The sequence below is a fragment of the Streptomyces synnematoformans genome (genome assembly GCF_039531005.1).
In the GTDB taxonomy this organism is placed as follows: domain Bacteria; phylum Actinomycetota; class Actinomycetes; order Streptomycetales; family Streptomycetaceae; genus Streptomyces; species Streptomyces synnematoformans.
Genome location: NZ_BAAAPF010000226.1, coordinates 1 through 11,978, shown reverse-complemented (window position 1 = coordinate 11,978; position 11,978 = coordinate 1). Strand labels below are relative to the sequence as shown.

The 11,978-nt window shown below is 74.7% G+C and carries 12 protein-coding genes; 3 read left to right on the top strand and 9 right to left on the bottom strand.

Features of this window, described 5'->3' with window-relative positions:
• Positions 1-232 precede the first annotated feature (232 nt).
• Positions 233-757 (top strand): MarR family transcriptional regulator, encoded by a 525-nt coding sequence (locus ABD317_RS26400; RefSeq protein ID WP_051437899.1) that lies wholly within the window; start codon positions 233-235, stop codon positions 755-757.
• 33 nt (positions 758-790) lie between these two features.
• Here ABD317_RS26400 and ABD317_RS26395 read toward each other — a convergent pair whose 3' ends face one another.
• The 3 genes from ABD317_RS26395 to ABD317_RS26385 form a co-directional block, all read right to left on the bottom strand.
• Positions 791-1,477: a DUF899 domain-containing protein gene (locus tag ABD317_RS26395; RefSeq protein WP_344292635.1), complete on the bottom strand. Its 687-nt coding sequence runs from the start codon at positions 1,475-1,477 to the stop codon at positions 791-793.
• A gap of 62 nt (positions 1,478-1,539) precedes the next feature.
• The gene (locus ABD317_RS26390; RefSeq protein WP_344292633.1) at positions 1,540-2,334 is read right to left on the bottom strand and encodes a class I SAM-dependent methyltransferase; all 795 of its coding nucleotides are present in this window, start codon (positions 2,332-2,334) and stop codon (positions 1,540-1,542) included.
• A complete protein-coding gene (locus ABD317_RS26385) occupies positions 2,309-3,205 on the bottom strand; it encodes an MmyB family transcriptional regulator (protein WP_051437900.1) in 897 nt (298 codons plus the stop codon). The genes ABD317_RS26390 and ABD317_RS26385 overlap by 26 nt, the downstream gene beginning before the upstream one ends.
• A 108-nt stretch (positions 3,206-3,313) precedes the next feature.
• Between ABD317_RS26385 and ABD317_RS26380 the strand changes: the two genes are divergently transcribed.
• Complete coding sequence (locus tag ABD317_RS26380) at positions 3,314-4,858, top strand: MFS transporter (protein ID WP_344292630.1); 1,545 nt, start codon at positions 3,314-3,316, stop codon at positions 4,856-4,858.
• Between the two features lie 18 nt (positions 4,859-4,876).
• Here the strand turns inward: ABD317_RS26380 and ABD317_RS26375 are convergent, their stop codons facing one another.
• From ABD317_RS26375 to ABD317_RS26365, 3 genes are all read right to left on the bottom strand, one after another.
• Positions 4,877-5,818, bottom strand: a complete 942-nt coding sequence (locus ABD317_RS26375) for an NmrA family NAD(P)-binding protein (RefSeq protein WP_344292628.1) — start codon at positions 5,816-5,818, stop codon at positions 4,877-4,879.
• Positions 5,819-5,963: 145 nt separating this feature from the next.
• The gene (locus tag ABD317_RS26370) at positions 5,964-7,487 is read right to left on the bottom strand and encodes a DUF6851 domain-containing protein (RefSeq protein ID WP_344292626.1); all 1,524 of its coding nucleotides are present in this window, start codon (positions 7,485-7,487) and stop codon (positions 5,964-5,966) included.
• A 195-nt stretch (positions 7,488-7,682) separates the two neighbouring features.
• On the bottom strand, positions 7,683-7,955 hold the full coding sequence (locus tag ABD317_RS26365; protein WP_344292637.1) for a DUF5132 domain-containing protein: 273 nt from the start codon (positions 7,953-7,955) through the stop codon (positions 7,683-7,685).
• A 167-nt stretch (positions 7,956-8,122) separates the two neighbouring features.
• On the opposite strand from ABD317_RS26365, the gene ABD317_RS26360 reads away from it, so the two are divergent.
• The gene (locus tag ABD317_RS26360; RefSeq protein ID WP_158691700.1) at positions 8,123-8,308 is read left to right on the top strand and encodes a hypothetical protein; all 186 of its coding nucleotides are present in this window, start codon (positions 8,123-8,125) and stop codon (positions 8,306-8,308) included.
• Positions 8,309-8,315: 7 nt separating this feature from the next.
• Here the strand turns inward: ABD317_RS26360 and ABD317_RS26355 are convergent, their stop codons facing one another.
• The 3 genes from ABD317_RS26355 to ABD317_RS26345 all read right to left on the bottom strand — a co-directional run bounded on the left by ABD317_RS26355 (position 8,316) and on the right by ABD317_RS26345 (position 11,977).
• Positions 8,316-9,731 carry an acyl-CoA dehydrogenase family protein gene (locus tag ABD317_RS26355; RefSeq protein ID WP_344292623.1) on the bottom strand — a complete coding sequence of 472 codons (1,416 nt, stop codon included), beginning with the start codon at positions 9,729-9,731 and terminating at the stop codon, positions 8,316-8,318.
• Complete coding sequence (locus tag ABD317_RS26350) at positions 9,728-9,952, bottom strand: MbtH family protein (RefSeq protein ID WP_344292621.1); 225 nt, start codon at positions 9,950-9,952, stop codon at positions 9,728-9,730. The genes ABD317_RS26355 and ABD317_RS26350 overlap by 4 nt, the downstream gene beginning before the upstream one ends.
• Positions 9,953-10,048: 96 nt before the next feature.
• On the bottom strand, positions 10,049-11,977 hold the full coding sequence (locus ABD317_RS26345; protein ID WP_425582443.1) for an ABC transporter ATP-binding protein: 1,929 nt from the start codon (positions 11,975-11,977) through the stop codon (positions 10,049-10,051).
• Position 11,978 lies beyond the last annotated feature (1 nt).

Sequence of the window (11,978 nt, the reverse complement as noted above, 5' to 3'; positions counted from 1 at the left end):
GCCCGGCCGCCCGCCGCTCCCCCGGCCCCGGCGTCCGCGACCGCGACGGCCGCTACCGCGCCGCCGAGCACCGTTCTGCGCTGGATGTGCCGTCCTGTCGGCATGCGTAGCTCCGATTCCGTTGCGAATGACAACAGTTGCGAGTTGCTACGGATACCTTCACGGCGCGGGCCGAAAATCCGGGTAAAGAGGCGGGCCCGACCGGCCGTCGCCACCGGCTACGATCCGGAGGATGAGCCAGCCGGAGCCGCGTCCCCCGTCGCTGCTCGACCTGCCGTCGTACCTGGCCGGCCAGGTGTCCCGCTACGGCCGCCGGCGGCTGGCGGAGGTGCTGGCCCGCGAGGACCTGCTCCTGGTGCACCACGCGGTCCTCTGCGCGCTCGACGACGCGGGACCGCGGTCGCAGCAGCAGGTCGCCGACGCACTCGACCTCGACAAGAGCCATCTCGTCGGCCGGATCGACCTGCTGGAGCAGCGCGGCCTGCTCAGCCGTACCCGCGACCCGGCCGACCGTCGCCGCCACCGTCTCGCGCTCACCCCGGCCGGGCACCGGCTGCTGGAGCGCCTCCGCCCGGTGGCCGCGGAGTCGCAGCGGCCGCTGCTCGCCGCGCTGACCGAGCCGGAGCGGGAGCAGCTGATGTCCCTGCTGCGCCGGGCGCTGGCGGCCAACGACGCCGCCCGCCTCGGCCGCGGCGCGGACCGGGACCCGGACCTGGCGCCCCGCACCGCCGACGACGACGAGGCACCGCCGCTCTGAGCCGCCCAGCCGGCCCCGGGGAGCGGCCCGGGTCTACCCGTCCTCGCCGTAGAGGCGGGCGACGTCCTTCGAGTCGAGCCACCCGCTGTACGCGGGCGACTTCGGCCAGCCCTCCGGCGAGTCCTGCCACTCCTCCTGCCGGCCGTACGGCAGCACGTCGACCAGCGGGAAGGTGTAGCTCAGCTGCTCGGTGCCGCGGCCGGTGGTGTGCCAGGTGCGGTAGACGGTGTCGCCGTCGCGCAGGAAGACGTTGAGCGCGAACCCGCCGCCGGGCGGGGCGTCGACGTCGGCGCCGAACGGGCTGTTCGCGGTGGAGTACCAGGTCATCTTGTTGCCGACGCGCTTCTTGTACGCGAGCGCCTCGTCGATCGGGCCCTGCGTGACGATGACGAACCGCGCGTCGTAGGGCTCCAGGAAGTCCAGCCGGGCGAACTGCGCGGTGTAGCTCGTGCAGCCCCCGCACTGCCACTCCTTGCCCTCGAACCACATGTGGTTGTAGACGATCAGCTGGGACCTGCCGTCGAAGATGTCGACCAGCCGGACCGGCCCGTCCGCGCCCTCCAGGGTGTAGTCGGGCATCTGGACCATCGGCAGCCGGCGCCGCTGGGCGGCGATGGCGTCCAGCTCCCGGGTCGCGGCCTTCTCCCGGACGCGCAGTTCGTCCAGCTCGCGCCGCCACGTCTCGGCGTCGGTGACGGGCGGCAGTGCCTTGGCGGTCATGGTGTTCCTCCGGCGTTCGGGAATTCCCTTCCGTACGGGTAGACCGCCCGGCCCGGCGGAACTCATCGGTGGGCACGGTGGCACTCGGTCACGTACGGCATCGCCGCCGGCCGCTCCGCCGCGAGCAGCGCGCGCACCCGGTCCAGCAGACGGGCGCGTACGGCGGGCGCCAGGGTGATCACGTAGCTGCGGGACGTGACCATGTCGACGATCCCGTCGGCCGACACCGGGTGGCGCCAGCGGAAGTCGCGCCGCTCGACCGGGCCGAACGGCGCGCCGACGCGGTCCGCCTGCCGGTCCTCTGCGGGCGCCGCCGCGTGGTCGCGCAGGATGCGGCCCAGCTCCGCGACCCAGGGCACCGACTCGTCGCGGCTGTTCCACACCAGGGCGAGCCGGCCGCCGGGTCGGAGCACCCGGGCGGCCTCCGGGACGGCGCGCGCGGGGTCGACCCAGTGCCACGCCTGGGCGCAGACGACCGCGTCCGCGCTCGCGTCGGGCAGGGGTATCGCCTCGGCGGTGCCGTCGAGCACCCGCACGCCGGGGAGCACGCGGGCGAACTCCTCCCGCATGCCGGCCGAGGGCTCCACGGCGACGAGTTCCCGGCCGGGAGCGCGCAGCGCGCGGGTCAGCTTGCCGGTGCCGGCGCCGAGGTCGACCACCGTGCGGGCGGCGTCGGGCACCAGCCAGGCCGCCGCCTCGGGCGGGTAGGGCGGGCGGCCGCGCTCGTAGGCGCCGGCCGCGGCTCCGAACGAGGCGGCCTGGCGGCTCTTCCCGCTCCCTCCGCCCTGCTCCGGCTGCTCCGAGGGCTCCGGGCGTTCCCGGCCGTTCCGCTCACCCTGCTCGTGCGTCGAGGTCATGTCCGGCATCGTGCCAGGCGTCCGCCCGCTGCACCTGGGCGGCCAGCAGCCGGAGCGCGTCGGCGGAGGCGGCGTCGCCCGGGGTGTAGACCTCCAGCCGGTGGTCGGGGCTCTCGGGCTGGAGCCAGACCTGGTAGTCGACGTGGAGCGCGCCGACGGTGGGGTGCCGCAGGTGCATGGCGCCCACGGTGCAGTCGGCGACGTCGCCCCTGGCCCACAGCGCGGCGAAGTCCGCGCTGCCCATGGCGAGTTCGCCGATCAGCTCGGCGAGGCGGGCGTCGGCCGGGTAGCGGCCGGCGGTCAGCCGCAGGTACGCGGCGTGGACGCGGGCCAGCTCCGCCCAGTTGGCGTGCTGGTCCCGGACCAGCGGGTCGAGGAAGAACATCCGGGGGACGGACGGGCGGCGCGCGGGGTCCCGGGGCGCGTCGAAGCCGACGTGTTCGGCGACGAGCGCGTGGCCGGTGCGGTTCCAGGCCAGCACGTCGCCGCGGCGGCCCAGCACGACGGCCGGCGTGGACTCGTCCAGGGACCGCAGCAGCGCCAGCACCCGGGGGTGCGGCTGCTCGGGGGCGGGGCGGACCAGCCGCGGCGCGGTGGGCCGGACGGCGAGGTTGTGCAGGTGGACCGTCTCGACCGGGTCCAGCCGCAGCACGCGGGCGAGCGCGTCGAGGACCTGCCGGGACGCGGTGCCGGCCTGCCCCTGCTCCAGCCGCGTGTAGTAGCCGGCGCTCACCCCGGCGAGCTGCGCGAGCTCCTCCCGGCGCAGGCCCGGCACCCGGCGGGCGCCGCCGTACGTTTCGAGTCCGGCGGCGGCGGGCGTGATCCGGTCGCGGCGGCTCTTCAGGTACGCCCCGAGGCTCTCCGTCTCCATGTCCCCGAGGCTACGCGGGCGCCGGCCGGGGATCGCCGGCCGAGGGTATCCCCGCCGGGTGTACCCACGGTGCGGGGATGGCTGCCGGCCGGGCGGCGGAGCACCGTCGTGGCCATGGACGTACGCCCTGCTTCCCCCTCCCCCGGCCCTTCCGCCGCTCCGCCGCCCGGGCTGCGGGCGTGGCTCGGCCTGCTCGTGGTGCTCGGCCCGGTGCTGCTGGTCGCGATGGACGGCTCGGTGCTGTTCCTGGCGATGGCCCGGATCTCCGCGGACCTGTCGCCGTCCGCGGACCAGGCGCTGTGGATCCTCGACGGCTACGGGTTCGCGGTCGGCTCCCTGCTCATCGCGTTCGGCGCGATCGGCGACCGCTACGGGCGGCTCCGGCTGCTGATGACCGGCGCGGCGGTGTTCGGCGCCGCCTCGGCGGGTGCGGCGTTCGCGCCGTCGGCGGAGCTGCTGATCGTGTTCCGGGCGCTGATGGGCGTGGCCGGCGCCACGCTGCTGCCGTCGGCGCTCGCGGTGCTGAGCGAGCTGTTCCCCGACGCGCGGCGGCGCGCGCAGGCGATCGGGATCTTCGCCGCGGCCTTCGCCGCCGGCTTCGCGATCGGCCCGGTCGTCGGCGGCCAGCTGCTCGCCCACTTCCGGTGGGGCTCGGTGTTCCTGATCAACCTGCCGGTCGTCACGCTGTTCCTGCTGCTGGCCCCGCGGCTGCTGCGCGAGGTGCGCGCCTCGGGGCCGGGGCGCGTCGACGCGCCGAGCGTGCTGCTCTCCGCCGCGGGCATCCTGCTGACCGTCTACGGGATCAAGCGGTCGGCGGCCGAGGGGCTCGCGGCCGTGCCGCTCGTCGCGGGCGGCGCGGGCGTGGCCGTGCTGTGGTGGTTCGTACGCCGGCAGCTACGGCTGGCGTACCCGCTGATCGACTTCCGCCTCTTCCGCGACCGGGTGTTCGCGATCGCGGCGATCACCGGGCTGCTGCCGCTGGCCGCCTGGTCGGCGGTGGCGTACCTCGGCGGGATCTACCTGCAGTCCGTGCGCGGGTTCGACGTCTTCGACGCGGCGCTCGTCGCGCTCCCCGGCGCCGTCGTGCTCACCGTCACCTGCGTCGTCACCCCGGCGGTGGTCGCCCGCACGGGCACCCGGGCCGCGCTGCTGGCCTGCCACCTCCTCATCGCCGGGGGGCTGCTGCTGGTCCTGCCCACGAGCGCCTCGGGCGGCACCGGCTGGTACGTCGCGGCCACCGTCGTCACCGGCGTCGGCTACGGCATCTCGTTCGCCGTCGTCGCCGACACGGCCGTCGCGGCGGTGCCCCCGGAGCGCGCCGGGTCGGCGGGGGCGATCGCCGAGACGAGCAACGAGCTCGGCAACGCCCTCGGCATCGCGCTGCTCGGCTCGCTCGCGGCGCTGGTCTTCCGGCTGCGGGGGCCGGACCTCGCCGGCACGCTCACCGAGACGCTGCAGGTGCCGGGGATCACCGCGGCGGCGGCCGGGGACGCGGAGGCCGCCTTCGTCACCGGCCTGCACGCCGCCGCGCTGGTCGCGGCGCTGCTACACGCCGCGCTTGCCGCGTTCACCCTGCGGCACCTGCTGCGGGACGGGAGACGGGCGGGGGCCGCGGACCCGGCCGGGGCCGCGGCCCGGGGGCCCGCCGGGTGAGGCGCCGGGCCCGGCGGATCAGCCGGCGGCGCCGTCCTCCGCCCCGTCGCGCATCGCCGCGTCGAGCGCCGGCCGCAGGTGGGCGTACGCCCAGGCGGCGAGCGTGGTGGGCGTGGTGGTGAGCACGTCGCGCGGCTGCTCGGGGACGAGGTCCCGGGTGCCGGCGGCCATCCCGGCGATGGCCGCCACGGCGCCGGGCGGCAGCCCGGCCGCGCCCAGGGCCTCGCGTACGTCGTCGTCGCCGACCGCCTGCACCCGCACCGGCCGGCCCAGGGCCCCGGTGAGGATCTCCGCGACCTGCACGAAGCTCAGGTCCTCGGGCCCGTGCACGCCCTGCACCACGCGCCCCTTCCAGTCCTCGGCGAGCAGCCGGGCGGCGACGACGTCGCCGATGTCGCGCGGGTCGACCCACGCCATGGGGCGCTCCGGGTGGAACTGGGTGGGCAGCACGCCCCGGGCCAGGTCGTCCAGGGACATGGCGAGGTTGCTGAAGAAGTAGCCGCAGCGCAGGTGCAGGGTGTCGGCGCCGGTGGCGTCGAGGCTCTCCTCGATGCGCCCGAGCGCGTCGATGTGCCCGGCGCCCCGGCGCAGTTCGGCCCCGACGCTGCTGAGCAGCACGACCCGCGCGACGTCGCCGGCGCGGGCGGCCTCGACGACGCCGGCGGCGGCCTGCTCGGAGGCCGCCACCGGGTCGGCCCCGGTTGGGGGTACCCCCACGCCCGCAGGGCGTAGGGGGAGGGGCGGGTCGACCCAGAAGACGGTCCGCGCCCCGGCGGTCGCGGCGCGGACGAACGCGGTGTCGGTGAGGTCGCCGCGCCGTACGTCGACGAGGTCGCGGGTCGCCGGGTCCAGCCGCGCGGGGTCGCGCACGAGCACCCGGGGGCGTACGCCGGCCTGCAGCAGGAGGCGGACGGCGCGGGATCCGACGCGGCCGGTGGGGGTGGTGACGGCAATGGTCATGGAGGGTGCCTCTCGTGTCTCGGCTCACCGTCACCGTAGAGGCGCATGCGGACAGTTCCCGACCTCTTGGACCCCGGCGGGCGAGGCGCCGCCGGGTGTCCCGGCTCCGCCCCGGTGCCGCACCGGGGCGGAGGGAGGCCGGGGCTCAGCGGCGGCCGTGGATGTACGGCTGCATGAAGTCGTAGAACCGGTCGGCGACCTCGGTGCCGATCCGCTCCCCCTCCAGGACCGACGGGACGAAGTGCACGCCGCCCCAGACCCGGCTCATGCCGCACTGCCTGGTCCAGTCGGTCCAGTTGTCCCACCGCAGCGTGAGGTCCCTGCCGGGGGTCAGCCCGGGCTCGATCTCCGAGGAGCCCTGCGGGAAGACGAAGGTGATGTCGGCCTCGTCGGTGCCGTTGAAGCGGCGGCCGACCTGGGCGCCGGCCGCGCAGATGCTGCCCGAGGCCGAGGGGTACTCGGGGTGGTCCGCCGTGTTCAGGTAGCTCCTCCACTGGTCGGCGGGCATGTCCGTGACCGTGCCCTTGCCGGGGCCGCCCCAGGCGGTGACGTGGCGGTCGCCGTACACGTGGCGGATGGCGCTGAACGGGCGCACCGCGTCGTACCTGCGCTTGTCCCGGAAGATGGCGATCATCGTGTCGAAGATGGCGAGGTTCGCGGTCGCGCCGCGGACGACGGACTCGCCGAGGTCCACCTCCTCCAGCCGCAGTCCGAGGCCCAGACCCACGCTGACGCCGTCGAACTTGTCGTCGAAGGACTCCGCGAGCATCTTCTGCTCGTCCGTCAGGGCGGCGGATATCGCGAGCACCTCGTCGACCTGCTTCTTGTACGCGCGCCTGTCCCGGTGGTCGCTCGCGGACGGCGGCGGGGCGCCGAACCTCCGCGGGTCGGGGCCGATCGGCTTGGCACGGCCCATCTGCGGGGTGACGAACTGCTGGATGCGGAAGATGCCGTTTCCGGGGGTGGTGAAGCCGGGCTGCCAGCGGGAGGGGTTGCGCAGCCTGTAGACCGTGTTCACGGGCTCGTAGTCGGTGTAGTCGGCGTAGGGCCGGCGGTGGTAACGGCGGCCGCCCTCGTCGCCGAGGAGGTTCATGCCGTCCCTGGCGCGGTTGTCGAGCACCCGCCGCGCGGCGAGGTTGCCGATGCCGGAGGGGGTGGTCTCGTTCTCCCGGTCGTCGTCCGGGTCGAGGCCGACGTTGCTCAGCATCTCGCGCCACTTGTCGGCGCGGGAGGGCACGACGGCGTGGAGGACCCGGTGGATGGCGTACAGAAGGGCGATGTTGCCGTTCCTGTTGGTGGACCGCTCGGACGCGGGCCGGCGCGGGATGTCCGAGTAGAGGCCGACGGCGGTCGGGTGGTAAGGGGCGTACGCGTCGAAGAACGACGCCCACTCGATGGCCGCGAAGTGGGTGAAGACCGTGGCGTCGTTGCCCAGGGGCGTCAGCGCCTCCCGGAGGTACGGCGGCATGAACGTGAAGACGTACCCGAGGGCGTTGCCGTTGTCGAAGTCGAAGTCCGCGCCGTCGCCGTCGCGGGCGCCGGCGCCGGTCCGGTCCGCCGCGGCCGCGCTGCCCGGAAGCAGCGGAGCGGCAGCCGCGGCGGTGCCCATCGCGACGAGACCCCGGCGGGAGAGGCGGCTGCCGGTGGCGGCTGCGGGTCTTTCGGACATGTGTCGGCCTCCTGGCTCGCGTTCGCTGAACGCCACCCCGCTCGGTGCGGTGGGGGATGCACAATCAGATGGAACGTGCAGGCCGGGGCGGCTCGACCCTGCGCCGCTAAACGTACATGTGGACGCCCTCCTCCCTATATGGCACGTTCATGCCACGAAACCGTGATCCCGGGTCAGCCGGTGCGGCCGACCGGCTCAGTCGCTCGTGGCCGCCTTGCCGGCCCGCGCCTTCTTGGTGCTCTGGCGCGGCACGTCCGCCTCAGCGCTGACGTCCGAGGCGAACGCCTCCGCGCTCGCCTCGGCGGCGATGTCGCTGATGTCCTCGTTGATCTCGTGCGCGGCCCGTTTCACATCGACCGCCAGTTTTACCGACGTCTTGATGGTGCCGCGGACGACCGGCCGCACCACTTTCTTGATAAGCGGTGCCGATACCGCACCGACCAAAAACACGGGAAGCACGGGTAGCATTTTCGGTGCCCACCCCTCTCGATATTCGTTCACGTTCCCCGTCTGCCAGTTCCGAGCCTAGCCGACGAGGCCAATAGCGCACCATCTGACCTGCGAGTATTCACTCTTTCGAGTGCCGCGGGATTGATTTGATCTTTCGCTTCTCCGGGTGGCCTATCGTTTCCCGCGTGGACGAACAGGAAAACCGGGAAGACGGCGTTGTCTATTCCGCGGAACTGCGGCACGCGGACGGCGAGTATTTCCTCACCATCAACGACCACCTGGGCGACAGGACCGAAGTCTTCCCGGTGTCGCGCAAGGCCGTGAAGAGAATCCCGCTCTACCTTTCCGCGCTCCGGAGCAAACTCCCCTGAGCCGTCGTCACCACCACCGCTGCCGCACCACACGCCCGCCGGCCCGGGAGCCTTCGAGCAGGGAGTGCGCCAGCACGCTGTACAGGATGTCGTTCGGGCCGTCGGCGATCCGGAGCCCGCGGATGTCGCGGAGGCGCTTCTCCATCGGCGTGTGACACGTGTACCCGTCGCTGCCGTGGAGCTGGAGCCCGAGGTCGACCGCGCGGTAGGCCGCGTCCGTGGCCAGCGCCTTCGCGGCGGAACAGGCCGCCACGTCCACGGCGTCCGCGTCCCGGTCCATGCTCTCCAGCAGCGAGAAGCACCAGGCGGTGGCCGCCTGCAGCTCCGCCGCCGCGGTACCGAGCCGGGAGACCACGGACGGGATGGTCGACAGCGACGTCCTGCCGACGCTGCGCCGGCGGGTACGGGCCATCGCCTCGTCGATCGCGGCGGCGGCCGCGCCGAGGCAGACCAGCGCCATCATCACGCGCCAGCCGGCGAAGTGCGCGTCGAAGATCCTGCGGCCGTCGCCGGGGGCGCCGAGCAGCCGGTCGCGCCCGACCCGTACGCCGTCGAAGTGCAGGTGGCCCAGGCTCCAGCCGCGCAGGCCCAGCGGAGCGGCGGTATGGGTGCGGACGCCGGGGGCGTCTGTCGGCAGCCACAGCGCCGACAGCGGCACCTCGCGCAGCCCGGCCGCGTCGCCGCCGCGGCCGCCGTCGGCGGCCAGGGCCGCGGCCTGTTCGGGCGTGACCACCTTGCAGAAGACGACGAAGCCGACGGCCTCGTCGACCCGGCCGACCAGGCCCTTGGTGCCCGAGAGCACCAGGTGGTCGCCGTGCTCGACGGCCGCGGTGCGCAGGCCGCGCAGGTCCGAGCCGGAGTGCGGCTCGCTGGCGGCGACACCCGCCAGTTCACCGTGCTCCACCACCCGTTCGCGTACCGCGCGGACCACCCCGGGCGGCCCGTACCGCAGGGCCATCGCCCCGTGGCCCGAGCTGAAGACCTCGCGCGCGTCGCAGTCGCGCCGTCCGGCCAGGAACATCGCGAGCCCCTGCGCCACCCGCTCCAGCCCCGCGGGCACGACCGGGCCGTCGCCCCGGTCCGCGTCCTCGCCGCGCCCGCCGCCCGGTACGTCCGCCGGGGGCGCCACGTCGAACCCCGTCAGCCCCGACCGGGCCGCGTGTCCGCGCAGTTCGAGCCAGGGCGGCCGGGCCGCGTCCTCCGTGACGGGCTCGGGCAGGTGCCGGTCGAGGAAGTCGGTGACGCGGGCGGTGAAGTCCGCGAGCGCGGGATAGCGGGCCAGCACGGCGCGGAACTCCGGGGAGGTCGCGTACGGGCCGCCGGCGGCCGGGAGTCCGGGCCCGGGGCGGGCCGGCGCGCGGCCGCCCGGCGCGGCGGACACCGGCGTCGCGGATGCCGGTGCGGCGGTGGTCCGCGACGTCATCGGCCGCCCTCCGCTGCCTCGGCGAGGCTGCGTGGCCGCATGTCGGTCCACGTCCTCTCGACGTACTCCAGGCACGCCTGCCGGGAGTCCTCGGGAAGGACGACGGTCCAGCCTCGCGGCACCTCGGCGAAAGCCGGCCAGAGCGAGTGCTCGCCCTCGTCGTTGACGAGCACCAGGAAGCGGGCTTCGTCGTCCTCGAACGGATTGGTCGCGTGCGTCATTCCACGCTCCTGGTTCTCAACGGACATCCATTGTCTCGGTTCAGCGGCTTTCTCACGGCACCGTGTGTTGTTACCACCCGAAGGAATGACCACCTGCTAAGCGTGCGCGGACCCGCCGGACTGCAGCTTCCACAGGGAGCTGTAGACGCCGCCGCGCGCGACGAGTTCGTCGTGGGTGCCCCGCTCGGCGACCTGCCCCCCGGGGGCCATGACGTAGATGCGGTCCGCGCCCTGGACGGTGGAGAGCCGGTGGGCGATGACGAGCATCGTGCGGTCGATCCCGAAGACCTGCAGGGCCCGCTGGATGGTGGCCTCGGTCTCGTTGTCGACAGCGGACGTGGCCTCGTCGAGGATGACGACGGGCGGGTCGCGCAGGACGGTGCGGGCCAGCGCGATGCGCTGGCGCTGCCCGCCGGAGAGCGCGGACCCACGCTCCCCGACCCGGGTGTCGTAGCCGTCGGGGAGGCTGTCGATGAACGTGTGCGCGCCGGCCGTGCGGGCGGCGGCGACGAGTTGCGCCTCGGTGGCGTCGAAGGTGCCGTAGCGGATGTTCTCCGCGATCGTCGCGTCGAAGAGGAACGGCTCCTGCGTGACGTACCCGATCGTCCGCCGCAGGTCGGGCAGCGCCAGGCCGCGCACGTCGGCGCCGTCGAGCAGCACCTGACCGCGGTCGGGGTGGCGGAAGCGCATGAGGAGCTTGGCGACCGTGGTCTTGCCCGCGCCGGTGGTGCCGACGAGGGCGGTGGTCCGGCCGGGCGGGATCACCAGCGAGGTGTCGCGCAGCGCGGGCGGCCGGCCGGGGTAGGCGAAGGTCACCTTCCGCAGCTCGATCCGGCCCCGGCCGCGGGGCGGCAGCGCCCCGCGGCCTTCCCCGGGCGGCTCCCCAGGCGGCTCCCCGGGCGGGCCCGCGGGCAGTTCAGCGGGCGGCTCCGCGGGCCCGGCCGGCTCCACGGGCAGCTCGTGCAGCCCCTCGATCCGGTCCAGGGCGGCCAGGGTGCGCTGGTAGTGGTCGGAGGCGCTGCCGACGCGGGACAGCTTCAGCATGGCGATGCCCGGGAGTTCGATCAGCGGGCCGAACGCCGCCGTCGCCAGCTCGCCCCGCAGCACGGCCCGCCCGCCCAGCAGCACCGTGCCGACGAGCGCGGAGCCGCCGGCCAGCCGCAGGATCTGCGGCGGCAGCGCGGCGCTGCGGCCGGCGGAGCGGTTGGCCTCGCTGCACCGGCCGTTCAGCTCGTCGATACGGGCGATCTCGTGCGCCTCCGTCGTCGCGGCCTTGATGGTGGTGTGCGCGTGCAGGTTCTCGGTCACCCGGCTGTTCAGCTCCGCCCGGCGCTCGCCGCAGGCGGCGGTGTCCGCGACCGCGCGCTCGTGGAAGCGGAACGACAGCCAGGTGACGAGCGGGATCGGCGCGAAGGCGATCCAGGCGAGCTGCGGGGCGAGCAGCAGGAACATCGGCACGAGCAGCGCCAGGCCGGCGCCCATCTGCACGACGTCGTGCATGTTCGTCCCGACGAACGTGCCGAGCTGCCCGACGTCCTCGGACAGCACGGCGTTGACGCGGCTGACGCGGGCGTCCTCCAGGTCGGCCGGGGCCACGCTCTGGACGTGGGCGTAGGTGCGGGTGCGCCAGTCGTCCTCGACGTCCTGGGCCAGCCCGCGCCAGGCGACGCCGGCGGCGTAGCCGGTGCCCGCCATGACGGCGCAGGCGAACGCGCCGGCGCCGGCGAGGGTGCCGAGCTGGGCGGAGACGCCGGTGATGCCGTAGCGGGCGAGGGTGGCGCTGCCGCCGCGCGCGACCAGCAGCACGATCGAGGGCGTGAGCGCGAACAGCGCCATCTCCGCCAGCGTGGACAGGGCGGAAAGCAGCGTCGCCACGGCGAACCTGCGCCGGTGCCGGCCGACGATGCGGGCGACGGCGTGGCCGCGCGGGCCGGCCGCGCCGGGCCCCTCCCGGGCCCGGTCCGTTCTGTGCCACGCGCGCCGCACGACGGCGGCCGTCGCCGCGGCCGCTGCGCCGAGTGTCAGC